The 26988-nt window shown below is 27.8% G+C and carries 26 protein-coding genes, 3 tRNA genes and 1 pseudogene; all 30 read left to right on the top strand.

Annotated features, from left to right (window positions below; all coding sequences use genetic code 11):
* Positions 1–4: 4 nt before the first annotated feature.
* Positions 5–79, top strand: a tRNA-Gly gene (locus tag HMPREF3181_RS00560).
* Positions 80–112: 33 nt separating this feature from the next.
* Positions 113–189: transfer RNA gene (locus tag HMPREF3181_RS00555), tRNA-Arg, on the top strand.
* A 203-nt stretch (positions 190–392) separates the two neighbouring features.
* A pseudogene (locus tag HMPREF3181_RS08090) lies at positions 393–836 on the top strand (DUF1275 family protein).
* 533 nt (positions 837–1369) lie between these two features.
* Positions 1370–2104, top strand: coding sequence for a gamma-glutamyl-gamma-aminobutyrate hydrolase family protein (locus HMPREF3181_RS00545; RefSeq protein ID WP_068471958.1), 735 nt, complete (start codon positions 1370–1372; stop codon positions 2102–2104).
* Positions 2105–2118: 14 nt separating this feature from the next.
* Positions 2119–3450: an APC family permease gene (locus HMPREF3181_RS00540; RefSeq protein ID WP_068471956.1), complete on the top strand. Its 1332-nt coding sequence runs from the start codon at positions 2119–2121 to the stop codon at positions 3448–3450.
* A gap of 86 nt (positions 3451–3536) precedes the next feature.
* Entirely contained in the window at positions 3537–4319 is a 783-nt protein-coding gene (locus tag HMPREF3181_RS00535; RefSeq protein WP_068471954.1) for a hypothetical protein, read from the top strand.
* Positions 4306–5085 (top strand): threonine/serine exporter family protein, encoded by a 780-nt coding sequence (locus HMPREF3181_RS00530; RefSeq protein ID WP_068471970.1) that lies wholly within the window; start codon positions 4306–4308, stop codon positions 5083–5085. The genes HMPREF3181_RS00535 and HMPREF3181_RS00530 overlap by 14 nt, the downstream gene beginning before the upstream one ends.
* Before the next feature lie 8 nt (positions 5086–5093).
* Positions 5094–5579: a threonine/serine exporter family protein gene (locus HMPREF3181_RS00525; RefSeq protein ID WP_068471952.1), complete on the top strand. Its 486-nt coding sequence runs from the start codon at positions 5094–5096 to the stop codon at positions 5577–5579.
* Positions 5580–5696: 117 nt separating this feature from the next.
* Positions 5697–5793 (top strand) — tRNA-Sec (locus HMPREF3181_RS07635).
* An 89-nt stretch (positions 5794–5882) separates the two neighbouring features.
* Positions 5883–6197 (top strand): YerC/YecD family TrpR-related protein, encoded by a 315-nt coding sequence (locus tag HMPREF3181_RS00520; protein ID WP_068471950.1) that lies wholly within the window; start codon positions 5883–5885, stop codon positions 6195–6197.
* 155 nt (positions 6198–6352) lie between these two features.
* Positions 6353–8128, top strand: coding sequence for an aminopeptidase P family protein (locus HMPREF3181_RS00515; RefSeq protein WP_068471948.1), 1776 nt, complete (start codon positions 6353–6355; stop codon positions 8126–8128).
* The gene (gene uvrC, locus HMPREF3181_RS00510) at positions 8113–9975 is read left to right on the top strand and encodes an excinuclease ABC subunit UvrC (RefSeq protein ID WP_068471946.1); all 1863 of its coding nucleotides are present in this window, start codon (positions 8113–8115) and stop codon (positions 9973–9975) included. The genes HMPREF3181_RS00515 and uvrC overlap by 16 nt, the downstream gene beginning before the upstream one ends.
* Position 9976: 1 nt before the next feature.
* The gene (hprK, locus tag HMPREF3181_RS00505) at positions 9977–10909 is read left to right on the top strand and encodes an HPr(Ser) kinase/phosphatase (RefSeq protein WP_068471944.1); all 933 of its coding nucleotides are present in this window, start codon (positions 9977–9979) and stop codon (positions 10907–10909) included.
* 10 nt (positions 10910–10919) lie between these two features.
* On the top strand, positions 10920–11807 hold the full coding sequence (gene murB / locus HMPREF3181_RS00500; protein ID WP_068471942.1) for a UDP-N-acetylmuramate dehydrogenase: 888 nt from the start codon (positions 10920–10922) through the stop codon (positions 11805–11807).
* A 3-nt stretch (positions 11808–11810) separates the two neighbouring features.
* Positions 11811–12662, top strand: coding sequence for an RNase adapter RapZ (rapZ, locus tag HMPREF3181_RS00495; protein ID WP_068471941.1), 852 nt, complete (start codon positions 11811–11813; stop codon positions 12660–12662).
* Positions 12656–13627: a gluconeogenesis factor YvcK family protein gene (yvcK, locus tag HMPREF3181_RS00490; RefSeq protein ID WP_068471939.1), complete on the top strand. Its 972-nt coding sequence runs from the start codon at positions 12656–12658 to the stop codon at positions 13625–13627. The genes rapZ and yvcK overlap by 7 nt, the downstream gene beginning before the upstream one ends.
* A 129-nt stretch (positions 13628–13756) precedes the next feature.
* The gene (gene dnaJ / locus HMPREF3181_RS00485; protein WP_068471937.1) at positions 13757–14887 is read left to right on the top strand and encodes a molecular chaperone DnaJ; all 1131 of its coding nucleotides are present in this window, start codon (positions 13757–13759) and stop codon (positions 14885–14887) included.
* Positions 14887–15825 carry a 50S ribosomal protein L11 methyltransferase gene (gene prmA, locus HMPREF3181_RS00480; protein WP_068471934.1) on the top strand — a complete coding sequence of 313 codons (939 nt, stop codon included), beginning with the start codon at positions 14887–14889 and terminating at the stop codon, positions 15823–15825. Before dnaJ ends, prmA begins: the two co-directional genes overlap by 1 nt.
* On the top strand, positions 15818–16546 hold the full coding sequence (locus HMPREF3181_RS00475; protein ID WP_068471932.1) for an RsmE family RNA methyltransferase: 729 nt from the start codon (positions 15818–15820) through the stop codon (positions 16544–16546). Before prmA ends, HMPREF3181_RS00475 begins: the two co-directional genes overlap by 8 nt.
* 7 nt (positions 16547–16553) lie before the next feature.
* Positions 16554–17864, top strand: coding sequence for a tRNA (N(6)-L-threonylcarbamoyladenosine(37)-C(2))-methylthiotransferase MtaB (gene mtaB / locus HMPREF3181_RS00470; protein ID WP_068471929.1), 1311 nt, complete (start codon positions 16554–16556; stop codon positions 17862–17864).
* A gap of 7 nt (positions 17865–17871) precedes the next feature.
* Positions 17872–19827: a methionine--tRNA ligase gene (gene metG, locus HMPREF3181_RS00465; RefSeq protein WP_156435970.1), complete on the top strand. Its 1956-nt coding sequence runs from the start codon at positions 17872–17874 to the stop codon at positions 19825–19827.
* Complete coding sequence (locus tag HMPREF3181_RS00460) at positions 19827–20597, top strand: TatD family hydrolase (RefSeq protein ID WP_068471924.1); 771 nt, start codon at positions 19827–19829, stop codon at positions 20595–20597. Before metG ends, HMPREF3181_RS00460 begins: the two co-directional genes overlap by 1 nt.
* Position 20598: 1 nt before the next feature.
* Positions 20599–21150 (top strand): ribonuclease M5, encoded by a 552-nt coding sequence (gene rnmV, locus HMPREF3181_RS00455; RefSeq protein WP_068471922.1) that lies wholly within the window; start codon positions 20599–20601, stop codon positions 21148–21150.
* Between the two features lies 1 nt (position 21151).
* Complete coding sequence (gene rsmA, locus HMPREF3181_RS00450) at positions 21152–21994, top strand: 16S rRNA (adenine(1518)-N(6)/adenine(1519)-N(6))-dimethyltransferase RsmA (protein ID WP_068471920.1); 843 nt, start codon at positions 21152–21154, stop codon at positions 21992–21994.
* A gap of 83 nt (positions 21995–22077) precedes the next feature.
* The gene (locus tag HMPREF3181_RS00445) at positions 22078–22308 is read left to right on the top strand and encodes a glutaredoxin family protein (RefSeq protein WP_068471918.1); all 231 of its coding nucleotides are present in this window, start codon (positions 22078–22080) and stop codon (positions 22306–22308) included.
* A gap of 220 nt (positions 22309–22528) precedes the next feature.
* A complete protein-coding gene (locus HMPREF3181_RS00440) occupies positions 22529–23164 on the top strand; it encodes a phosphatase PAP2 family protein (RefSeq protein WP_068471916.1) in 636 nt (211 codons plus the stop codon).
* Positions 23164–23775 (top strand): phosphatase PAP2 family protein, encoded by a 612-nt coding sequence (locus tag HMPREF3181_RS00435; RefSeq protein WP_068471914.1) that lies wholly within the window; start codon positions 23164–23166, stop codon positions 23773–23775. Before HMPREF3181_RS00440 ends, HMPREF3181_RS00435 begins: the two co-directional genes overlap by 1 nt.
* 21 nt (positions 23776–23796) lie before the next feature.
* Positions 23797–25074, top strand: coding sequence for an adenylosuccinate synthase (locus tag HMPREF3181_RS00430; RefSeq protein WP_068471912.1), 1278 nt, complete (start codon positions 23797–23799; stop codon positions 25072–25074).
* A gap of 44 nt (positions 25075–25118) precedes the next feature.
* Positions 25119–26255 (top strand): biotin/lipoyl attachment domain-containing protein, encoded by a 1137-nt coding sequence (locus tag HMPREF3181_RS00425; protein WP_068471910.1) that lies wholly within the window; start codon positions 25119–25121, stop codon positions 26253–26255.
* A complete protein-coding gene (locus HMPREF3181_RS00420; RefSeq protein ID WP_068471908.1) occupies positions 26255–26947 on the top strand; it encodes a YggS family pyridoxal phosphate-dependent enzyme in 693 nt (230 codons plus the stop codon). The genes HMPREF3181_RS00425 and HMPREF3181_RS00420 overlap by 1 nt, the downstream gene beginning before the upstream one ends.
* Positions 26948–26988: the final 41 nt, after the last annotated feature.

Genomic DNA, 26988 nt, shown 5'->3' with positions numbered 1-26988 from the left:
ATATGCGGGAGTGGCTCAGTGGTAGAGCATCGCCTTGCCAAGGCGAGGGTCGCGAGTTCGAATCTCGTCTTCCGCTCCAAGAACTCAGAATTTATTCTGAGTTTTCTGTTATGTGCCATTAGCTCAGCTGGATAGAGCGTTTGGCTACGGACCAAAAGGCCAGGGGTTCGAATCCTCTATGGCACGCCAAAAGACAACTATCTTAGTATTAAGTAGTTGTTTTTTTTATTATTGTGAAACAACAAGGTTCCCGGGTACCCACCCTATGCAAGCATCGAGGAAGGGTGGGGTTCCTATTTTTTTTAATTTTTGTTTGGAAAGAAATTGTTGTGAGTAATAAAAGTAAAAAATCAAAAAAGTCTATTAAATTTAAATTGTGGATTTATGCAATTATGATATTATCTGGTATGCTTAATATTTATGGAATTAAAAATTTTAGTTCAACATTAAGTCATCACACTGGAAATGCTTCTTGGATAGCAAAAAAAATTTATGAAAATCAAATTCCTTTTAAATTATTATTCCTATTAATATGTTTTTTCATTGGTTCTGTTTTTTCAGGTTTTATATATTGTGATAAAAAGCATTATCCTAAAAAACCTTGTGATTTTACTTTGATTTTTGGTGGAATAATATTAATTTTTATATAATTATTTGAATTGATAAATATTACGTTGATTAAATATATTGAAATTTATTTAATTAGTTTTTATTTTGGAATGCAAAATGCTATGTTTATTACATATAGAGAAGTGCTGGTTAGGAGTAGTCATATAACTGGTTATCTAACAGATACCGGATTTACTTTTGGAGAATATCTTAAAGTATATAGATAAGATGTATGGAAAATTAAATTTTATCTTTTATCTATATTATTTTTTATCATTGTTGGTGTATTAGGGTATTTACTGATTGAAAACTTAAAATAGCCATTGATAATTATAGAATTTTTACATATAAAAATAAGTTATTTATAAATTATTAAATTAAAATATCTTTTAATAACTAAGATTGAGGAGAGTAATATTCCTCAGTTTTTTTTATTTATCATATAGATGGCACTTTAGTAATTATTTAAATTTATATAAATTTAATTTTTTGATTTAATGGGGTAGATTTATCTCACTGACAATTTATTAAATTTTTGTAAACTTTTAATAAGTATTAGCTTTCAATTTAATTTAATAATATGTTATTTTGAATTTCTGTTTAAAAAATTATTTTTCATATTTTTGTAATAATAAATACTTATTAATGCTAATTGATAAAAAAATTTAACACATTAATTTATGAATTAAAGTTATTTTTATATTGATTTTTGCAAGATTTGATGGTATAATTGTCAAGACACTATTTTAGGAGGTATTTTATGAAACCAGTTATTGGAATTTCGGGGAGTATTTTAATTAATAAAGGTAATGCCTTTTCTGGATATAGAAGATCTTATGTTAATCAAGACTATGTTGAAGCTGTATTAAGAGCGGGTGCTATTCCTTTTATTATACCATTCAATGAAGATTTAGAGGCTACAAGAGAAATGGTAGAAAAAGTTGATGGGATTATTTTGTCTGGAGGACATGATGTAAACCCTTATTACTACGGAGAAGACCCTATGTTAAAAATTGGAGAACTTTTTCCGGAAAGAGATGTTTTTGATATGGAACTTTATAAGACTGCTATTGAGTTAAAGAAACCGATTTTTGGTATTTGTAGAGGATATCAAATAATTAATGTGATTAACGGAGGAACTTTATATCAAGATTTATCTTATGCTGATTTTGTTAAGATTAAACATGATCAAGTAGATAATCCTGCACAAGCTACTCATTTTGTAGAGCTTGAAGAGGGAACTTTCTTAAAAAATATTCTAGGAGAAAAATATAAGGTAAATAGTTTTCATCATCAAATATTAAAAGATGTTGCTCCTGGATTTAAAGTCGTTGCAAAGAGTTCTGATGGGGTTATAGAATCTATTGAAAAAATTACAGAAGATAATTTTGTAATCGGTGTTCAATGGCACCCTGAAATGTTGTCTGCAAGTAACGAAAAATCTCAAGAGATTTTCAATGAATTTGTAAAAAAAGTCATAGAATGTAAAAAATAGGAGGTATAATTTTTATGACCAATAAAAATAAGATGGGATTATTAAGTATAATTCTATTAGGATTTAACTCTATTATTGGTTCAGGTATATTTTTATTACCTAACAAAGTAATGGCATTAGTTGGTCCTTCCGCACTTTTGGTAACAGTTTTTGATGCAATTTTGGTTATTAGTATAGCAATGTGTTTTGCCGAAGCTGGTGGGATGTTCAAGAAAAATGGAGGACCTTATGTTTACGCTAAGGAAGCCTTCGGAGAATTTATAGGTTTTGAAGTAGGATTTATGAAGTGGGCTATCGCTATTATTGCTTGGGCAACAATGACAGTTGGTTTTGCTGAAGCGTTAATGGGATTATTACCAAAAGATACTTTTTCAAATCCAAATTTAGTTAAAGCAATAATTGTAACAATTATAGTTGTTTTACTTACTTTACTTAATCTATCAGGTATTAAAGCTACAAAAATTGTAAATAATATTGTAACAACTGGAAAGTTATTACCACTTATTATTTTTATCGCCGTTGGTTTGTTCTTTATAAATGGTTCAAACTTTACTCCATTCTTTACTCCAGGTAAATTAAAAGATGGTTCAGTTATGTCATCCGGAGCGGCTATCGGTGCTGCAGCGCTTACAATTTTCTATGCATTTACCGGTTTTGAAAATATTGCTGTTGCTGCTGAAGATATGGAAAATCCTGAAAGAGATGTTCCTAAATCAATTCTATTAGTAATTTTATTATGTTCAATATTCTATATCGCAATTATTGGTATAGCTATTGGTATATTGGGACCTGATTTAGCTGTTTCTAAAGCTCCTGTTCAAGATGCTTTCCAAAAAATAATTGGTAATGCAGGTAAATTCTTAGTTGGAGCAGGTACTTTAGTATCAATTGGTGGTATTAATATTGCTGCATCAATAGGAACTCCAAGAAGTGGTGCTGCTTTAGCAAATGACGGATTAATTCCAAGAGTTATTGCTAAGAAAAATTCAAAAGATGTTCCATACCTTGCTATCATAATTACAGGGATTATTACTTTAGCATTAGGATTATATGGTTCATTAATTGGTTCATTTGCAATCTTAGCAGCTATCAGTGTAGTTTCAAGATTTGCACAATATGTACCAACTTGTTTATCAGTAATTGTTTTAAGAAAGAAACGTCCTGACTTACAACCATCATTTAGAGTTCCATTTGGTCCAATAATTCCAATTTTTGCAGTTGTTGTAAGTTTCTGGTTATTATATAAATCAGATATGCAAAAGATTCTTATAGGTCTTGGTGGATTATTGATTGGAGTAGTTGTTTATTTCTTAATGAAATTAGTAAATAAAGAAAATGCTAATTAGTGAAAATTAAAATTTATAGAGAAGAAATTATTTCTTCTCTATTTTTTATTAGAAGTTTATGGTAAAATATACTTAGAGGTGATTTTATGGATAATAAATTTTTTAATATTTTTAATATAAGTAAATTAAAAAAAGTTTTGGTTTTATCTATTATTTTTATTTTTAGTTTTTCTTTTACTTCTAAAATTTCTTTTGCAGATGATAATTTTGATAGAGCTAATAGAATTTACGATATGAATTATAGAACATTTTTTATAGGTAATATTGTTGATGATTCTAATGATAAATTTAAAGTAAAGATTACTACAATATTTTTAGGAGAAAATTTAAAAGAAATAGAAGTTCCTAAATTTAAAGAATATAGTTATAGTGTTTTAACTCCTGTAAAGGGAGATTATTTTGTAGGAATTCTAAAAAAAGATAATACTTTAGATTTAACTTGGATTTTTAAGGCAACTTCAGGAAATTATGAAACTTTGTATCTTGCAAATGATAAAGATCCGGAAAATTCTGAAGTTAAATTATTTCAAAATATGATAAATAAGGGAGAGTATGTCCCTAATCTTACTGAAATGGAAAAAAATAAGCGTTTAGAGGCTAATAAGACTGCAAAGCCTAAAGATGATTTTAAGAAAAATTATGATGAATTAACTGAAGAAGAAAAGAAAAATAGATTAGAGGCATTTAATGAAAAATCTGAAAAAGATTATAAAGAAAGAATGGAAGTTATAGCTAATTTATTTAAAAATCCAGTACTTTTAATTGTTCCGGGAATTTTATTTTTAGCGATATTTTATGTTGTTCGTTCAAGAAAAAAATATTTAAAAGAAATGGAAGAACGTATTGAAGATGAATATGATGAAGAATAATTCTATAAGCAGTGATATTGAGGCAAAAAAATTATTAAATTTTAGTATTAAATTTTCATATTCTTTGCTTTACAATGGAGCTGAAGTTTATAGGGTAGAGGATAGTATAAATAGAATTTGTAAGTCTTTTGAAAACATAAAGGCAGTTAATACTTTTGCTTTAAGTAATATGGTGATAATTTCATTTGTGTATAACGGTACTAATTATACAACTATGAGAAGAGTAAATGATTCGGGAAAAAATTTAGAAAAAATAGCATTGCTAAATGAGTTATCCAGAAATATAGTTTCAGGAAATGTTGATATTGATGGAGCATTTAAAGAATTAAAAAATATAAAAAATAAAAATTCCTATAATAATTTAACTATAATTTTATTAGTTACAATATCAGCACCATTTTTGGCATTTATATTTGGTGGAACTTTAGGTGATTTTATTCCTGCATCATTAGCAATGTTAGTTGAAATGTTATTTTTGACTTATGTTGAAAAATTAAAATTACCATCTTTTTTGACAATTTTTTTATCTGCAAGTACAGTTACACTTTTTACAATGACTATGTCTAGGATTATTCATATACAAAATGTATCAAGTATTATAATTGCAGGAATTATTCCACTGTTTCCCGGAATACAGATAACTAATTCTATGAGGGATATTTTATCAGGGGATATTTTGTCAGGTGTAATAGGAATAATGTCTGCAATATTTACAGCAGTTTCTATTGCGATAGGTGTAGTTTTGATGCTTAGAATTTTTGGATAGGTGATTTTATGGATTTGTTTTTAAATGTATTATGTGCGGTTGTATCCAGTGTTGCATTTTCTATATTTTTTATCGTTCCTAAAAAGTCGATTCCTTATTGTACTATTATTGGAACAATTAGTTGGATAGTTTATTATCTATCTAGTAAATATTTTGGAAATGCAGTTAGCAATTTAATTGCATCAGTTGTTGTTGGGCTTTTTGCTGAATATTTTTCTGTAAAATTAAAAATGCCTTCTACGGTATTTTTATACATAGGAATTGTAATGTTGGTTCCTGGATATGGAATGTATAAAACTATGGAATATTTTGCAAAAAATGAGTATTTATTTGCTTTAGACAGTGGAATTAATACAGTGGTTCATGCATGTTCAATAGCAATCGGGGTTTTAATTTCTTCTGTGTTTTCTAAGTCAATTAAGAGAGTTAAGTTTGATAGGGTTAATAAAATTAATGAAATAACAGAAATAATTGGAGAATTAGGTGAAAAATAGGTAAATTACTTAATTTAAGCACTATTTGATTGGTGGGTAGAACTTATTTGTTAAAAATTTTCATAAAAAGGTTGATTTTTTAAAAAAAATAATGTATAATACATAATGTTGTTTTATGGGAGTAGATGAGTTCTGGTGTGCTCTCTGGTCTTCAAAACCAGCATAAGGAGTTTGTAGCTTCTTAGGTGGGTTCGATTCCCACATATTCCCGCCAATCTTTTACAAAATAGTTTAATACTTGACTATTGTTTTATAATGAAGTATAATAATGTTAAAATATTATTAAATAAATGGAGGTATGTTATGTCAAATTTAAAAAAATTACAATCAAGACAATTAGATGAGTTTTTTGAAGCAATTTTAATGTTAAAGACTAAAGATGATTGTTATGCTTTCTTTGAAGATGTTTGTACTTTACGTGAGTTAAATTCTATTTCTCAAAGATTAGAAGTAGCTAAACTTTTAAAAATTAGAAAAACTTACAATGAAATTGAACTTGAAACAGGAGCATCAACTGCTACAATTAGTAGAGTAAATAGATCATTACAATTTGGAGCAGAAGGCTATGAATTAGTTCTTGATGCTTTAATAGCTAAAGATTTAAAAAATAAGAAATAATTAAATTTGAAAAAAATAGATACCATTTCTTTTGAAATGGTATCTATTTTTTTGTTTAGGAAAAGATTTTTATTATTGTTTGAAAATTTATTGAAATATTAAATTTACAATGCTATAATATAGTTGTTGATAAAAAAATATAAGGGGGTATTGTTATGATTAATGAAAGAATAAGAAAATTGAGAAAGTTGATGGACAAGAAAAATATAGATGCGTATATTGTTCCTAGTTCAGACCCGCACCAATCTGAATATTTAGCAGATTATTATAAAACTAGAAAATTCATTACTGGTTTTAGTGGTTCAGCAGGTACTGCTGTTATTACTATAAAAAAATCCGGCTTATGGACTGATGGTAGATATTTTATTCAAGCAGGAAAAGAATTAGCAGGAAGTGAAGTTGAACTTTATAAAATGGGACTTGCAGATTCAATTACTATTGAAGAATTTTTATTACAAGAATTTCCTAATAGGGCAAAGATTGCTTTTGATGGTAATAATACTTCTGTTGCAGAATATGAAAATTTGATGAAAAAGTTACCTAATTTTGAATTTATAACTGATGTTGATTATGTTGGAGAACTTTGGAATGAAGAAGGTCGTCCAGCAAGTCCAGATAGTAAAGTTTATATTTTTGATGAAAAATATTCTGGAGAATCAACTTCTGATAGAATTGCAAGACTTAGAGAAATGATGAAAGATAAAGGAATAGATTATCATTTTATTGGTTCTTTAGACGATATTGCTTATGTTTTAAATATTAGAGCAAACGATGTTCAATGCAATCCTGTTGTCATTTCTTATTTGTTAGTTTCTGAAAATAATTGTAATTTATATATTGATAAAGCAAAATTATCAGAAGATGTTATTAAATATTTGGAAGAAAATCAAATTACAATTAGAGATTATGAACTTATCGGTAGAGATATTTCAAATATAGAATCAAAGAAAACTTTATATTTAGAAGCTAGAAAGACAAATGTTGCTGTTTATTCATCAATTCCTAGAGGTGTAAATGTTGTTAAGGGTCTAAACCTTACTTCAATAATGAAATGTCATAAAAATGAAATTGAAATAAAAAATACTAAAAATGCTTTCATCAAAGATGGTGTTGCTTTAGTTAGATATTTAAATTGGTTAGAAACTGGGGTTCCTACAGGAACTATAACTGAAATGATTGCATCTGAAAAATTATTAGAATTCAGAAAGCAACAAGACTTATTCATAGAAGACAGTTTTGAATCAATTTCAGCTTATGGGGCAAATGCATCAATGCCACATTATAAACCAAGCCATAAAAATCCTGTAAAAGTTGAGCCAAGAGGTTTATACTTAATTGATAGTGGTGGACATTATTTAGATGGAACGACTGATATCACCAGAACTATTGCTCTTGGAGAATTAAAAGAAGAAGAAATTTACCACTATACATTAGTTTTAAAGGCGCATATTGCTTTAATGGACGCTAAGTTCTTAGAAGGAACAAATGGCGGTTACTTAGATGCTTTCACTAGATATAATCTATGGAAAAACAGAATTAACTTTAACCATGGAACAGGACATGGGGTTGGTCATGTTTTAAATGTTCATGAAGGTCCACAAAGAATAGCTACAGGTGGAAATGATTATCCAATGGAAGTTGGAATGGTAACTTCTGATGAACCTGGAATCTATATTAGTGGTAGTCATGGAATTAGAATTGAAAATATTATGGTTTGTGTTAAAGATGAAATGACTGAATTCGGTCAATTCTTAAAATTTGATAATCTTACAGTTGTACCTATTGACACAAGACCGGTTGATAAGTCATTATTAACTAAAGAAGAAATTGTTTGGTTAAATGACTATAATAAGATGTGTTACGAAAAATTATCTCCATATTTAAGTGGACATGATTTAGAATATTTAAGAGAACAATGCAAGGAAATTTAAGAGAATTTGATATAAATTACGAATTGAAAAAGCTACCGGACTCTCCGGGAGTTTATATAATGTATGATAAGGAAGATAAGATTATCTATGTTGGCAAATCTGTTTCTTTAAAGAATAGGGTTAGGTCATATTTCAATACGAATCATAAACATAAAAAAGTTCAAGCTATGGTAGAGCATATTCATAGATTTGAATATATTATCGTTAATAATGAAACTGAAAGTTTAGTTTTAGAAGCTAATTTAATTAAGAAGAATAGACCTAAGTACAATATAAATTTAAAGGACGATAAGCAATATCCTTATATAAAAATTACAAATGAAAAATTTCCTAAAATTTTAAAAGTTAGGGATGTAAAAAATGATAAGGCTCAATATTTTGGGCCTTTTCCTACAATTTCAGACTTGGAAAAATTAGTGGAATTATCTATATTAATTTATAATGTTAGAGATTGTAAATTGAATTTTGACAAGGGAAGATTTTTACAAAGACCATGTATGAGTTATTACTTGGAGAGATGTTCTGCACCTTGTACTCAAAATATAGATAGAGAAAATTATAATAAAGATATAAAAAAATTAATAAAATTTCTTTCAGGGGATACAACTGAAGTTAAAGAAATTTTATTTAATAGAATGAAACAAGCATCTGCAAAGCAAGAATATGAACTTGCTATGAAATATAGAGATTTTTTGAATGAATTAGATGACTTGTTTACAAAACAAATTTTTAATATAAAAAAATTTAAAGAATATCATTTGATTTCTTATGCTTATGCTGAGAATATTTTAACAGTTGCTATTTTTGTTGTAAATGATGGTCTTGTTGTTGATAGAAAACATTTTATCGTAGAAAACATTTTGGACTTGGATTTTGAAGAATTATTTTCAAATGTAATAAGACAATTCTATATAAATCATCATAGTAATGTTAAAGAGGTTTATATAGACTATGCAGAAGAGAGATTTTTAGATGAAATTTCATCATTCTTATCAAATGTATTTTCTAAAAATTCTGTTTTGGTTAAAAATCCTAAAAAAGGTGTAAAATTTGACCAAATGAAAATTTTGAAAAAGAATGCAAGCGAAATTTTAACAAAACATATTTTTGATAATAAGAGCATTAATGTTAAATATTTACAAGCAATAAATTATCTTAAAAATATTTTAGATATTGAAATTTTAAATAGGATTGAATGTTATGATATTTCAAATATTTCCGGAGATTTTAATGTTGGAAGTATGGTTGTCTATAAAAATGGTTTTAAAAGCTCAAAAGATTATAGAAAATTTAAGATAAAAACTGTTGTAGGGCAAGATGATTATTCAAGTCATAGAGAAATGCTTACAAGAAGATTTAATAGGCTTTTAGATGAAAAAATTAATTCAACAGGTAGTAGTTTTTCAGAAACTCCGGACTTAATTCTTATGGATGGTGGAAAAGGTCATGTTAATGTTGCAAAAGAGGTTCTTTTGGAGAAAAACTTGAACATTCCGGTTATTGGGCTTGTGAAAAACGATAAGCATAGGACTAAGGGTATAATTTTTGAAGATAATTACATTGAATTGGATATAAATACAAATATATATAGATTTCTTTTTGATATTCAAGAAGAGGTACATAGATTTGCTATAAATTATCATAGAAGTTTGCAAAATAAAAAATTACAAAATTCTATACTTGATGAGATAAAAGGTGTTGGAGAAATAAAGAAAATTAAATTATTATCACATTTTGGAAGTATTTCAGCGATAAAAAAAGCTAGTTTAGATGAACTTGCTATGGTTGATAAAATGGATAAAAAGACGGCTAAAAATATTTTTGATTTTTTTAATAGTGAGGGATAATATGAAAAAAAGTGTTCTGCTAAAAGACTTAGTTGAAAAACTTGGACTTGAGATTGTTTATAAAAGTGAAAATTATGAAAATATAGAAATTGATTTTAATGAAGTAAATAGACCGGGACTTCAACTTTGTGGTTTTTTTGATAATTTTCCGTATAAGAGAATTCAAATAATTGGTCAACCGGAACATGAATACTATAATAAATATTTGCCTTTTGATGAGAGAAGAAATATTTTTGATAAAATTTTTACTTATGAAATTCCTGCTTTAATTTATAGCTATGGAATATCTGTTCCTTATGAAGTTTATTCTCTGGCTAAAAAACATAATAGGACAATTTTGAGAGTTGACTATGGTACTACAAAATTAATTTCTAAAATGAATGCTATTTTAGAATATGAACTTAGCGAAGATATTAGAATACATGGTGGATTACTTGAAGTTTTCGGTATGGGTATTTTGATACTTGGAAAAAGTAGTATAGGAAAAAGTGAAACTGCTTTAGAACTTATTGGTCGTGGACATAGACTTGTTGCCGATGATGCCGTTGATATTAGAAAGATAGATAATAAACTTTATGGAGAATCTCCTGAAAATATTCGACATTTTTTAGAGATAAGAGGTCTTGGAATATTGGATATTCAAAGACTATATGGTGTCGGTGCAATAAAGAAATCTACTGAAATAGATTTTATAATCGAGCTTGAAAATTGGAAAGATGATAAAGAATATGATAGACTAGGTCTTGATGATAAATATAAAACTATATTGGGAATGGAACTTCCTTATATTGTAATTCCGGTAAAACCTGGTAGAAATATTGCTTTGATTGTTGAAGTTGCAGCTAGAAATATGCGTCAAAAAATGTATGGTTATAATGCAGCTGAGGAACTTAGCAAGAGAATAATGGAAGAAATAAAAAATAAAACAAAGTAGGTAGGTAGATATGATATTTGATAAATTAAATTGTATTGTAAGATACGATGAGCCTTTAAAAAATCACACGACATTTGGAATTGGTGGAAGTTGTATTGCTTTGATAGAGCCAAGAGAAGTTGAAGATATAATTGAGGCTATAAAAATTTGTAGAGAAAATAATATTAAATTTTTTGTAATAGGTAATGGGTCAAATTTACTGGTTTCAGATGAAGGATACAATGGAGTTATAATAAAATTAAAGAAAGAATTTTCAACAATCAAAGTTGAAGGGGAGTATGTAATAGCAAAATCCGGCGCAAAGCTTTCAGAGGTTTTTGATGTAATATTAGAAAATTCTTTAGCCGGATTTGAATTTGCCTCAGGAATTCCAGGAACCATAGGTGGAGCTATTTATATGAATGCCGGTGCTTATGGTGGAGAGATGAAAGACATAGTTGAAACTGTTGAAGTTTTGGATATGGATACTTTCGAAGTCAAAGAATTAAAAAATGAAGAACTTGAATTTTCTTATAGAAATAGTATAATTCAAAATAAAAATTATATAGTATTGGCAATAAAATTAAAATTGCAAAAAGGAAATAAAGAAGAAATAAAAACAATTTATGAGGATTTAAGAGAAAAAAGAAATTCAAAACAACCTTTGAATTTCGGCTCAGCCGGTAGTACATTTAAAAGACCTGAAGGACATTTTGCATCAAAGTTAATAGAAGATTCAGGGCTTAAAGGTTATCATATAAATGACGCTTGGGTTTCCGAAAAACATTCCGGTTTTGTAGTTAATAAAGGAAATGCAAGTTGTAAAGAAATTTTAGAACTTATCGACCATGTAAAAAATATAGTTTTTGAAAAATTTGGCGTTAAGTTGGAAATGGAAGTAAAAATTTTAAAGGATTAGATTATGGAAGCAGTTATAATTACAGGAATGAGTGGTGCAGGAAAGACATTAGCCCTTAATCATTTTGAAGATATGGGATATTATTGTATGGAAAATTTGCCACCAAAATTTATTGTTGACTTTGTTGAACTTATAAATAATTCCACAAAAACAATTGAAAAACTTGCGATAGTTATAGATGTTAGAGCGAGATTTTTTGAAGATTTATCAGAAACAATTCAAAATTTAAAAAAGATGGATTGTGAACTTAAAGTTTTATTTTTAGATTCAAGTAATAGAACTCTTATAAATAGATATAAGGAGTTAAGACGTCCACACCCGATAAATCCGAATGGCTCTTTATCTGATTCAATAGAATTGGAAAGAGAAATGCTTAATGATATAAAAGATAAGTCAGACATTATTATAGACACGACAAGACTTTCTCCAACGGGTTTTAAAAATAGATTGAATTCATTTTTCTTTAATGGAAATAAGAGAGATTTAGTTATAAATATTGAATCTTTCGGTTTTAAAAACGGAATTTTAGTAGAGGCAGATTTAGTTTTTGACGTTAGATTTTTGCCTAATCCGTATTATATTGAAGAATTAAAAGTGCTTAACGGAAAAAATGAAGAAATACAAAATTATGTTATGAGTTTTGAAGATTCAAATGCTTTTTTAAATAAAATTGTAGATTTGTTAGAATTTTTAATTCCAAAATATAAGGCAGAGGGCAAGAGTATGCTTACTATTGGAGTTGGTTGTACTGGCGGAAAGCATCGTTCTGTTTGCTTAGCTGAAAAATTATTTATAGAATTAAAAAAATCTCATTCAAATGTAAATATTTCTCATAGGGACGAAAGACTATGGTAGAAGATATTAAAATAACAACAATTGGTGGTGGGACAGGAAGTTCGACTATACTAAAAGGGTTAAAAAAATATTTTAAAGATATTACTGCGATTGTAACTGTTGCTGATGATGGAGGAAGCTCCGGAATGTTAAGAGAAGATTTAGGTGTTATTCCTCCCGGAGATATTAGAGCTTGTTTGATTTCTCTTGCAAATACAGAAAAATCTATGGAAAGATTGATGAATTATAGATTTAAAGAGGGAAATTTAAAAGGACAAAATTTTGGAAATTTATTTTTAGTTGCAATGGCTGATATATACAAAGATTTTGTCTTGGGAATAGAAGAAACTTCAAATATTTTAGCAATAACGGGGAAAGTTTTACCGGTTACTTTGGATAATATTAAATTATTTGCAGAGCTTGAAAATGGAGAAATAATTGAGGGTGAAAGTAATATAACAGCTTTAAACTTAGAAGATAAAAACAGCAGTAGAATTGATAGAGTTTTTATTTCTCCAAAATTTGCAAAACCACTTAATGAAGTTGTATATGAAATTTATAATTCAGATATAATTTTAATAGGTCCCGGAAGTTTATACACCTCTGTAATTCCTAATTTATTAATTTCTGAAATAGGTGATGCGTTAGTTAATACAAAGGCAAAAATATGCTTTGTTTTAAATGTTGTTAATCAATCAACAGAAACATTCAATTACAAAGTTATTGACCATTTAAATGCAATTTATAAGCATTGTGAGGGAATTAAGATTGATACCATAATTGTAAATAACGAAAAAATTTCTGATGAAATAAATATAAAATACAAAAGAAAAAGTGCAAGTCAGTTGTTACTAACTGATGAAGAAAGAGAATATTTAAAAAAATTAAAAATAAGAGTCTTAGAAGAAAAGTTAGTAAGTAAAACTTCAGGTTACTCAAGACATAACGAAGATAAACTTGCCAGATTAATATTAGAAAATTTTTAAAAGAAGATTGCATTAGCTTTAATGCAATTTTTTTGTTACTCAAAATAATCTTTAATACTAGAAAGAAAATCACATTTGTGGTAAAATAATATATTGAGAAATTATGATTTATTTATGTTAGGAGAGATTATGAGAGATTTATATGAAATTTTAGGGGTGGATAAAAATTGTAATAAAGCAGAATTAAAATCTGCTTATAGAAAGCTTGCAAAGAAATATCATCCTGATGTTAATCCTGATGATAAAGAGGCAGAAGAAAATTTTAAAGAAGTAAACTTTGCTTATGAAATTTTAAGCGATGATGATAGAAGGCAAAAGTACGATACATACGGAGAGGCAAGTTTTAATTCAAATGCATCAGGTGGCTCAGGCTTTGGTGGATTTTCAGATATGGGAGATATTTTTGAAAGTTTCTTTGGTGGATTTGGAGGCTTTAGTGGATTTGGTTCAAGTTCAAGGAATTCAAATCGTCCAAGAAAAGGTCAAGATACTGAGGTTTATTTGGATTTGGATTTTTTTGAGGCAGTTAATGGTGTAGAAAAAGAAATTTTTGTAAATGTAAAAACTGTATGTAATACTTGTTCAGGAACAGGTGCAAAACCCGGAACAAAAAAGGTAACTTGTAAAAAATGTAATGGACGTGGTAGTGTTAGAATTCAAAGACAAAGTTTTTTTGGAACAGTTGTATCTGAGGAATTATGTAGCGAATGTAACGGTACAGGAGAAATTGTAGAAGAAAAATGCGAAAAATGTAAGGGTAAAAAATATGTTTTAGTTAGAAAAAAATTCACTATTAAAGTTCCTAAGGGTGTAAATACAAATAATATTATGACTTTAAAGGCTCAAGGAAATTGTGGAGAAAATGGTGGACCTAATGGAGATGTTTATGTAATTTTTAAAGTAAAATCTCATGAACTTTTTGTAAGAAACGGAAACGACGTTTCTTATGAATTGCCAATTTCTTTTACAGAGGCAACTTTGGGTGCAGAAGTGGAAATTCCGACTCTTGAAGGAAAAGAAACTTATACAATTCCTGAAGGAACGGATACAGGAACTGTATTTACTTTAAAGGACAAAGGAATTTCTGATGTTAATGGATATGGGAAGGGTAATTTAAGTTTTAAGGTTAAAATTATTACTCCAAAGAATTTAACTGATAAACAAAAAGAGCTTTTGAAAGAATTTTCTAATGAAAGAGAAGAACATTTAACAGAGCATAAGAAGAACTTTTTTGAAAAAGTAAAGGAGCTATTTGAATAATGGATTGGACCGAAATTGAAGTTGTAGTAAAGAATAAATATGAAAATAATATTGTAGGAATACTTTATTTATTTGATATTGATGGTATAAATATATCAGATTCAAGAGATTATGAAGAGTTTGCGAAAGAAAAGCCTTATTGGGTAGTTTTAGATGAGGAAGATTTTGTTAAGAGTGAATTTATTACTGCTAAAACTTATCTAAAAAATGATGATGAGCTTGAAGAAAATTTAAAACTTTTAAATGAAAGAATTTCAGAATTTGAAAAGGAATATAATGAAAAAGTCATTTTAAAGATAGATTCTAAGATAAAGACTGAGGACTGGGCTAATGAATGGAAGAAATATTACAAACCAACAAAGGTCGGTAAAAATTTCATCATAAAACCAACTTGGGAAGAATATGACTTATCCGAAAATGAAGTTATGATTGAATTAGACCCTGGAATGGCTTTTGGTACAGGAACTCACGAAACAACAGCTTTATGTTTAGAGGCTCTTGAAAAATTAGAGTTAAAAGATAAATTAGTTTTCGATATAGGCTCAGGTAGTGGAATTTTATCTGTTGGAGCTTTAAAACTTGGGGCCAAAAAGGTTGAGGCAGTAGATATTGATATTCTAGGTGTGGAGGCTACTTTAGACAATGCAAAACTTAATAAAGTTGAAGATAGAATTATAGTTCATCATGGAGATTTATGTGAAAAATTAAATTCAAAAGCTGATGTTATTGTTGCAAATATATTAGCACATATCTTGGTAAAATTACTTGGAGATATAAGTAAATTTATAAAAGATGATGGAATTTTTGTCGGCTCAGGAATTATTGATTCAAAGTACAAAGACGTTGAAGATGCTTTGATTGAAAATAATTTTGAAATTCTGGAAGTAAACAAAAATAAAGACTGGGTTTGTGTTATTGCAAGGAGAAAAAATGCATAGATTTTTTACAGATGAGTCTATTATAGACGGAGAAGTTAAAATTTATGGTGATGATTATAATCACATAAAAAAAGTTCTTAGAATTGCAGAGGACGAGAAAATCGAAGTTGTAGTTTCGGGAGCACTTTATATTGGAAATATACAGATTTGTGATAAATACATTTCTGTATATAATTTAGAAAAATCTTTAGAAAATACTGAATCAAATGTAAAAATTCATTTGCTACAATGTTTAGCAAAGGGTGAAAAGATGGATTTGATAGTTCAAAAGGCTGTTGAGCTTGGAGTTTTTGATATAACTTTGGTAAATTCTAAAAGATGTGTTGTAAAATTTGATGAAAAAAAAGAGCATAAAAAAATTGAAAGATTGCAAAAAATTTCTTATGAGGCATCAAAGCAGTCAAAGAGATTGATTGTTCCTAAAGTTAATGAATTGATACAGTTTAATGAAATTATGGATTTTGTTGGAGATAATATTTTGCTTGTCGCTTATGAGGAGGATAAAAATATTTCTCTAAAAAATATAATTGCCAAGATAAAGGAAGAAAATGTCCATAAAGATATTTATATATTGATAGGTTCAGAGGGTGGATTTGAGAGAGAAGAGGTTGAATCTCTGACTCAAAAAGGTGCTTATAGCATTGGACTTGGTGCTAGAATTTTAAGGACAGAAACTGCAGGCATAAATTTACTTTCAATTTTACAATATGAATTTATGTAGGAGGTTTATGAATAAAGTTAGTTTTTTAACTCTAGGTTGCAAGGTCAATCAGTATGAAACTGAGGCCATGCAGGAGTTATTTAAAAAGCGAGGATATGAGATTTGTAACGAAAATGATATATGCGATGTATATGTTATAAATACTTGTACCGTTACTAATTTGAGCGATAGGAAATCAAGACAATTTATTTCCAGAGCAAAAAAATTAAATAAAGATGCTATTTTAGCCGTTGTAGGTTGCTATTCACAGGTTGCACCGGACGAGATTTCTGCGATTGATGATGTTGATGTAATCATTGGTACGAAAAATAGAGCTAGGATAGTTGAATTATGTGAAGAATCTAAAAAATCAAATATAAAATTTAATATTGTTTCAGAGCTTACAAAAGATTGTGGTTTCGATGTGTTGTCAATCGACAATCAGGAGAGCAAAACAAGGGCATATATAAAAATTCAAGAGGGCTGTAATATGTTTTGTACATACTGTATAATTCCTTATGCAAGAGGTCCAATTAAATCAAGACCGATTGATGATATATATGATGAGGCTGTAAAACTTGGAAACAACGGATATAAGGAGATAATTATAACTGGAATTCACGTTGGCTCTTATGGACTTGACCTTGGAAATGATGTTAGACTTATTGATGTTATAGAAAAATTATCTACGATAGAAAATATTGACAGAATTAGACTTAGTTCAATTGAGGCAGGAATTATATCGAGAGATTTCTTAGAAAGACTTAAAAATTGCAAGAAAGTTTGTGAGCATTTCCACTTGTCGTTACAAAGTGGTTGCGATAAGATTTTAAAACTTATGAATAGAAGATACACAACGGATATGTATAGAAAAAAAGTTTTAATGATTAAAGAAATTTTTCCAAATGTTGCTCTTACAACAGATATAATCGTTGGTTTTCCGGGAGAAAATGACGAAGACTTTAAGGAAACTTTAGAATTTGTAAAAGAAATTGGATTTTCTAAAATTCATGTCTTTAAATATTCTCCAAGAAAAGGAACTCCGGCTTATGATTTTAAAGAACAAGTTGATGGTAATATAAAGAAACTTAGAAGTAATGAATTAATTTTGTTGGCAAAAGATATGACAACGGAATTTTTGAAAAAAGAACTTTCAGATAGACATGAAGTGCTATTTGAAGAAAATGTTAATGGAAATAGACTTGTGGGTTATACAAGAAATTATATCAGATTCTCTGCTCCATACAATGAAAATATGAAAAATAAAGTAGTTTATTGTAATGGTCTTTCAGTTGAGGGAGAAGAAATTTTTGGATTTGCAAGTAAAATAAAGATTTGATAGGAGGATTATTTTGGAAAAGAAAAATTTTTATTTAACAACACCGATTTATTATCCAAATAGTAATTTACATTTGGGACATACTTACACAACAATAGTTGCAGATGTTTTGAAAAAATATAAAGAAACTCAAGGTTTTAATGTATTTTTTACAACAGGTACTGATGAACATGGTCAAAAGTTACAAGATTCTGCAATTAAAGCCGGTAAAAAACCGTTAGAATATATTGACCCTATAGTTGAAAGTGCAAAAGAACTTTGGAAAACTTTAGATATAGATTTTGATGCCTTTGTTAGAAGTACAGATAAAACTCACGAAAAAAATGTTATGGAAATTTTTACAAAACTTTATGAAAAAGGTGAAATCTATAAGGGAAGTTACAAGGGAATGTATTGTGTTCCTTGTGAGGCTTTTTGGACTGAAAGTCAACTTGTAGAGGGAAATAAATGTCCTGATTGTGGCAGAGAAGTTGTTCCTAGTGAAGAAGAAACATATTTCTTTAGACTTTCTAAATATCAAGATAGACTTCTAAAATTATATGAAGAAAATCCGGATTTCATTCAACCTGAATCAAGAAAAAATGAAATGATTAGTTTCATTAAAGAGGGTTTAACAGACCTTTCTGTTACACGTTCAAGTTTTGATTGGGGTGTTAAAGTTCCTTTTGATGAAAAGCATGTTGTATATGTTTGGATAGATGCTTTAAGTTGTTATTTAACAGGTATAGGATATGGAACAGATGAAGAAAAATTCAATAAATTTTGGCCTTGTGATGTTCATTTAGTTGGTAAAGAAATTATGCGTTTCCATGCAATTATTTGGCCTGCAATCTTAATGGCTTTAGATTTACCACTTCCAAAGAAAATTTTTGGACATGGTTGGATTTTATTCGATGAAGATAAAATGAGTAAAAGTAAAGGAAATATTGTTTACGCAGAACCAATCATCGAAAGATATGGAATGGACGCTTTAAGATATTTTATGCTTAGAGAATTTACTTTTGGACAAGATGGAAACTTCACTTATTCAAAAATGTTAAATAGAATTAACTCAGACCTTGTAAATGATTTGGGAAATTTAGTTTCAAGAAGTGTTGCAATGTGTGAAAAATATTTTGAAGGTTTAGTTCCTGCTCAAACAGAATTAACAGAACTTGACAAAGATTTAATTGAAATGGCAACAAGTACAAGAGATAGAGTTTCTGACTTAATTGATAAACTTAACTTCTCAATGGCACTTGAAGAAATTTGGAAATTTGTTAGAAGAACAAATAAATATATAGATGAAACAACTCCTTGGGCTTTGATTAAAGAGCAAAAAGTTGATAGATTAAAGACTGTAATTTACAATTTACTTGAAAGCATTAGAATTATTTCAGGTTTAATAAAGCCGTTTATGAGTGAAACTTCATCAAAAATAAATGAACAAATAGGTTATTCTGAATTTTCTTATGAAGATTTAACTAAATTTGGTCTTATCAAAGAAGGCACAAAAGTTTGTAAAGGCAAAAACTTATTTGACAGACTTGATGTTGAAAAAGAATTAGAGATAATTGTTCAAAAAAATGCTGAGCTTATAGAATTTAGAAAGAAGAAAAATTTAGGAGAAAAAGAAAAAGAAGAAGTTGTAGAAGAAAGAGAAACTATAACAATAGATGACTTTGCAAAAGTTGAATTAAAAGTTGGAAAGATTTTAGAATGTGAGCCACACCCAAAAGCTGACAGACTTTTAGTTTTCAAAATTGATTTAGGAAATGAAGTTAGAACTATCGTTTCAGGAATAAGAAAATTCTATTCAGAAACGGACTTGATAGGTAAAAAAGTTATCGTTGTTACAAACTTAAAACCGGTTAATCTAAGAGGTGTTGAAAGTAATGGAATGATTCTTGCTGCCTCTGACGATAAAGATTTGAGTGTGTTGACTGTTTTAAGTGATATGAAAGAAGGAACAAAGGTATCATAATGAAGATAGTAGATAGTCATTGCCACATTGATGATGAAAAATTCGACCAAGATAGAGATGCGATAATTTCAAATTTTGAAAATGACGAGATTGACTTTATCGTTGACCCTGCTTGTGATATTGCATCAAGTGAAAAGATTATAGAAATTGTAAAAAAATACGATAGAGTTTATGGAGCTGTCGGTATTCATCCACATGAAGTTGAAGGAATAACTGATGAAGATTTGGAAAAAATTTATGAAATGTCTTTTAGCGAAAAGATAGTTGCCATTGGAGAGATTGGACTTGACTATTATTACGACAATTCTCCAAGAGAAAAACAAAAAGAAATTTTTAGAAAACAACTTGAAATAGCTAAAAAAAGAAATCTTCCGGTTATAATTCATACAAGGGATGCAATGGGAGATACTTACGATATTTTATCTGAATTTAAAGGAGAAGTTGTCGGAGTAATGCATTGTTATACCGGTTCAAGTGAAATGGCAAAAAGATTTATGGAGCTTGGATATTATATTTCAATTTCCGGAGCAGTAACTTTTAAAAATGCAGTTAATGTTAGAGAAATGGTAAAGACTATTCCACTTGATAATTTGCTTGTGGAAACGGATAGTCCGTACTTAACTCCTGAGCCGAATCGTGGAAAGAGAAATGAGCCAAAGTATGTAAGATTTACTGCTGAAAAAGTTGCAGAACTTAAAGAAATGGAAATAAATGATTTAATTTATAATACAAATAGTAATGTTAGAAATCTTTTTTCAATAGAGGATTAATATGAAAAAAATTAAGGAAATAATAGTAGTTGAGGGGAAAGATGATATTTCAAAAGTAAAATCAGCCTTTGATTGTGATGTTATCGCAACTAACGGGACACATTTTTCTAAAAATTTGTTAAAAAGATTAAAAGAGGCAAATGAAAAATGTGGGATAATTGTATTTACCGACCCCGACTATGCAGGAGAAAAGATTAGAAAAAATATAAATAGAGTTGTTCCAAATTGTAAAAATGCTTTTTTAAGTAGAAATCTTGCATTAAAAGGCGATAATGTAGGCGTTGAGAATGCAAAGGTTGAAGATGTAATTGAGGCGATTGAAAATGCAAAAGTAACAGTTTTGGAAAGAAAAGATGAAATTGATTTGAGTGATTTAATTTCACTTGGAATAAGTGGAACAGGAAATAGCAAAATGTATCGAGAAAAACTTTGTGAATATTTTAAAATTGGCTACTGTAATTCAAAACAATTTGTAAACAGATTAAACAGTTTTGGAATAACTAAAGAAGAATTGCTTTTAGCTACCGAAAAAATTTTAGGAGAGGAAGTTTAAAATGGATTTATATAAATTATCTGTAATAAAAGAAATTTGTGATAAGTTTGGATTTTCTTTTTCTAAAAATTTTGGACAAAATTTCTTAACAGATAGAAATATCTTAGAAAAAATAGTTGAAGTTTCAGAAGTTGACAAAGATTATGGAGTAATAGAAATTGGACCGGGTTTTGGCGTTCTTACAAAATTTTTGCTGGAAAAGGCAGGAAAAGTTGTTTCCATAGAAATTGATACAAGATTAAAAGAAGTTTTGGATTACACATTGAGTGAATATGACAATTTTGAATTTGTTCAGTCAGATGCTTTAAAGATTGATTTAAAAAAACTTATTGAAGAAAAATTTACTCAAAAGAAAATAGTTGTAGTTGCAAACTTACCATACTATGTAACAACATCGATTATAACAAAAATTTTGGAAAGTGATTTAGACTTGGAGTCTGTAACAATAATGGTACAAAAAGAAGTTGCTCAAAGACTTGTAGCTGATGAGAACAGCAAAGACAATTCAAGCATAAGTCTTTTTGTAAAATATTATGCAGATGCAAGTATAGCTTTTAATGTTTCAAGAAATGTTTTTGTTCCGGCGCCTAATGTTGATAGTGCAGTTGTCAATATGAAATTGAAAAAAGAAAGGTTTGAGTATGAAAAAACTATGTTCAAACTAATAAAAAACGGTTTTGAAAATAGAAGAAAGACAATTTTAAATTCATTTTGTAAATTCGGAATTGAAAAGGAAAAAATTATTAAAGTTTTAGAAAAATTAAATATAGACCCACGAACAAGAGCTGAAAAATTATCACTTATAGAATTTCAAAAAATTGCAAAAGAATATGAAAAAATTTAATTGTTTAGTGATAAATTTCTAGGGTATAAAAAAATTAATAAAAAATCAAAAAACTTTGATTGATAAATTAGGAGGAAATTAAAATGGCAAAAGTAGTAGTATATTCAAGTGAATCTTGTACTTATTGTAAACAAGCAAAAGAATTTTTAAAAGCAAACAATGTAGAATACATTGAAAAAAATGTTTCAACAGATTTAGAAGCTAGAAAAGAATTAATGGCAAAAGGACATATGGGCGTTCCTGTAATCTGTGTTGACGATGTAGAAATGGTTGGTTTCGATAAAGCTGAATTAACAAAAGCATTAGGATTATAATATAAATAAAAAATTTTGGTTCAGTAGTATTACTGAACCTTTTTTTGTATAATATTAAAAATTATTTTTAAGAGATTAATTTGTTTGAAATAAACTACTATTAAATTTTTGTAATTTTACAATATACATAATTTTATAGTAGTTTTTTTATAAGTTAATTATAAAAATTTTGATTAATAGCTTAATTTATGTTATAATTATTGTGATTTAGGAGGATAAAATGAAAAAAGTAAAATTAAATCTTCAAAATTTCATAATTTTGTTTTTTACTGTTTTAGTTTGTAGTGTTTTTTTAGGTTTTTATTTAAAAAATATTAATTTAAAGGATAGTATCGACTATAAAATTATGTTTTTTATTCAAAGTAATAATATTTTTACTAAAAGTAGTATTCTTCTAAATTTTATTAAATTTATAACAACTCTTGGAAATAGTAGAACTTATTTGTTTTTGTTTATTCCTTTTGGAATTTATTTTTATTGTAATAATTTAAAGAAAGAGTTTGTCTTTTTGGCTATTGTTTTAATTTTTACTTTTGCTCTTAATGAGTTAATTAAGTTGATTGTATCAAGACAAAGACCGATTGAATTTTTTGTAATAAATATGAATGGTTTTAGTTATCCAAGTGGTCATTCAATGAATTTCTCTTCCTTTTATTTAACTTTTAGGTTTTTACTAAGAGAAAAATTAAATAGCAAGATAATTGATGTGATTGTTTATATTTTGATTTTTTTAGTTGCTATTAGTAGAGTGATTTTAGGAGTTCATTGGCCGATTGATGTTGTTATTGGCTTTATATTGGGTTATTTTTGTTATAATTTGGCTAAAAGATTGTATTTTAGTTTTTGGAGGAGTTAATGATATATTTGATTATATTTTCTATTGTAGTCTTTATTTTGACTTCGATAGTTGGAAATAAATTAAAAAAACAGAATTTTTTAATAGATTTAAAATTGAAGAATTTTTTTCAAAATAATAATTTAAGATTTTTGAAATCTTCTATGAAACATATAACTTCAATGGGGGATGTAGTAACTTCATTGATTATTATATTTCCAATTTTCTTTTATTCTGTTTCAGAGAAGAATTATGTATTGGCAAGTGCAATATTAAATTCTTCAATTTTTAATATGATATTTTTAAATTCATTTAAATTTTTATTTAGAAGGGAACGTCCTGTTTCACATTGTGATATAAAATATTGGGGATATAGCTTTCCGAGTGGACATTCTTGCATAGGACTTAGTTTTTATCCTACTGTGATGTATGTTTTATTTAGTGGACATAGTTCATTTCCAATTTGGATGACTGTTGGACTTTTGTTTGGACTTAGTATTGCAATAAGTAGAATCATTGTTGGAGTACATTGGTTTTCAGATGTTGTTTTTGGTTCTTTGATGGGACTTGTATTTTTTAGTTGGACAATATATTTATATAATATTGGATTTTATTATAAATTTTTATTTTAATATTTAGGAGGATTTTTAACTATGGTTAAAGCAGTAGTAGGAGCAAATTGGGGCGATGAAGGAAAGGGAAAAATAACGGATATGTTAGCAGAAAATGCTGATATTATCGTTAGATTTCAAGGTGGTTCTAATGCAGGGCATACTATAATAAATGAGTATGGAAGATTTGCTTTACATTTACTACCTTCAGGTGTTTTCTATAAACATACAACATCTGTAATTGGAAATGGAGTAGCACTTAATATTCCTTATCTACTTAAAGAAATTGAATATTTAAAGGAAAAAAATGTTCCTGATATTAATATTTTAGTTTCAGATAGAGCACAACTTGTTATGCCTTATCATATTGATTTTGACGCTTATGAAGAAGAAAGACTTGGAAAAAATTCTTTTGGTTCTACAAAATCAGGAATAGCTCCTTGTTATTCAGATAAGTATGCTAAGATTGGTTTCCAAGTTAGTGAATTATTTGATGATAATTTATTTGAAAAAGTTGAAAGAGTTGTTGAATATAAGAATATAATTTTAGAAAATTTATATAAAAAAGAAAAAATTGATGCAAAAGAATTATATGAGCTTATGCTTGTTTGGAGAGATGCAATCAAACCTTATGTTTGTGATGTGTCAAAATTTTTAAATGATGCAATTAAAGATGGTAAAAAGATTTTACTTGAAGGTCAATTAGGTTCTTTAAAAGATACAGACCATGGAATTTATCCAATGGTAACTTCTTCATCAACTTTAGCAGGTTTTGGAGCTATTGGTGCAGGTATTCCACCTTATACAATTACTGATATTGTTACAGTTGTTAAGGCATATTCCAGCGCTGTAGGTGCAGGAGCTTTTGTTAGTGAAATTTTTGGGGAAGAGGCTGAAGAATTAAGAAAACGTGGTGGAGATAAGGGTGAATATGGTGCTACAACAGGCAGACCAAGACGTGTTGGTTATTTTGATGCTGTTGCCTCAAGATATGGTTGTAGAGTTCAAGGAAGTACAGAGGCTGTATTAACTGTTATTGATGCTTTAGGATATTTAGAAGAAATTCCAGTTTGTATTGGATATGAAATTGATGGTAAAGTTACTAGAGATTTTCCAACTACAACTTTGATAGAAAAAGCTAAACCTGTTTGGAAAGTATTAAAAGGTTGGAATAGAGATATTAGAGGAATTAGAAATTATGAAGAATTGCCAGTCGAATGTAGAGAATACATTGAGTTTATAGAAAAAGAATTGGAAGTTCCTGTTAAGATGATTTCTAATGGTCCAAAGAGAGAAGATATAATTTATAAAAATAGATAATTAAATATTGTTTTATTTTTGTAAATTGCATAATTGGGTATTATATGAAAAAACGTAATAATGTTTTGTCTAATGCTAGAGGACATTGGGTTTTAATTATTTTTATTTTATTTGGTATTTTGTTTTTAGTTAAAAATGTGTTTTTTAATAAAAATTATAGTGATGAAATAATTGTTTTAGAAAAGCCTAAAACTTATGACTTAAAACTTTCTTCTAAAGCATTAGTTATAAAAGATGAATACTTATATTATTTAGGAAAAAGTGATATTGAAGTAGATAGTTCAAAAGTAAATGTTGATAAAGAAATAGGAGAGGTCGATGTTTCCCAAATTGATTCGAACTTTAAAGATTATTTGGCTGAAAAGGTTGAAACTTTAAAGAAACAATCTGAAAGTAAGGAAACAAATACTGAAAAAATTGATTTGGAAAATATTTTGAAATTTATTAGAGATAAGAATTTTTCAAAAACTTTTGATATACTTTCAAGTGAGCAAAATAAAATTGCTTTTGGGAAAAAATACAGTTCAGATAAACTTTTTAGATATTCTTTGTTAAATGATACAATTAATTCTGGAAAAATTGTTTCAAAAAATTCAGGAATTGTCCTTAAAAAAATTGATGGTCTTGAAAATGTATATGATTTTTCTGTTATTGATTCTATTGACGAAAAAGATTTTAATTTTGATAGTAGTGATAATATATCAAATATCGAAGGCATAAAAATAGTAGATAATTTAAAATACTATTTATGTATTAGATTAAAAACTGGAGCGTTGGATAATATAGCTGTAAATAATAGCATAAAGGTAAATATTGGAGATTCTGTTGCTACTGGAGTTATAAAAAATATAAAGAGTGGTTCAGAATATGATTTAATAGTTGCTCAATTCTCATCAGCTTTTAACGAAGTTGCAGATAAGAGATTTATAGATTTAAATGTAGTAAAATCTGTTACCGGTGCTTTTGAGTTACCCTCTAGTGCATTGACTTCTAAAGATGGAGAAAATTATGTTTTAACTGTTGATTCTTTTAATAATATTAAGAGGTCAAAGGTTGTGATTAAATTTATCGACAAGATAAATTCTAAGGTTTATATTGATTCTGTTAATAGCTCGGTTGGAATTTTTTCTAATATTTTAAAAGATGCTAGTAAGATTAAAGAAGGAGCAATTTTAAAATAATGAAATCAAATATAAATAATATACGAGAAAAAATATCTCTAGCTTGTAAAAATGTAAATAGAGATGAAAAAGAAATATTTTTATTACCTGTTTCAAAGACTGTTGATGTTGATAAGATTCAGGAGGCGATAGATTTAGGCTTTAACACTTTTGGAGAAAATAAAGTTCAAGAAATTTTAAAAAAGTATGAATATTTTGAGGAAAAAGTTAAATTTCATATGATTGGTCATCTTCAAACGAATAAGGTTAAGTCTATAATTGATAAGGTTGAATTGATACATTCTTTGGATAGAATTTCACTTTTAGATAAATTGGACTTGGAGGCAAAAAACAAGGGAATTATTGTAAAGTGTTTAGTTGAAGTAAATATCGGAAAAGAAGAAAGTAAATCTGGTATTTTTGAGGAGAATGTATTTGATTTTATAAAAGAAATTTCAAAAAGAGATAATGTTTTTGTAAATGGACTTATGACTGTGGCTCCATATTGTGAAAATATTGAGGATACAAGAGTTTATTTTAGAAAGATGAAAAGTCTTTTTGATGAAATTTCAAAATTAAATTTAAAAAATGTGGATATGAAAATATTATCTATGGGAATGAGTAATGATTTTACAGTTGCCATAGAGGAAGGCGCTAATCTTATAAGGATTGGAACTTCAATATTTGGTAAAAGAAACTATATCAAATGTTAATTTGTTAGTTGAATAATGTTTAGATTACAATTAGAAAATTT

This window comes from Parvimonas sp. KA00067, assembly GCF_001553085.1.
Taxonomy (GTDB): domain Bacteria; phylum Bacillota; class Clostridia; order Tissierellales; family Peptoniphilaceae; genus Parvimonas; species Parvimonas parva.
This window is presented reverse-complemented; position numbering and strand designations above follow the sequence as displayed.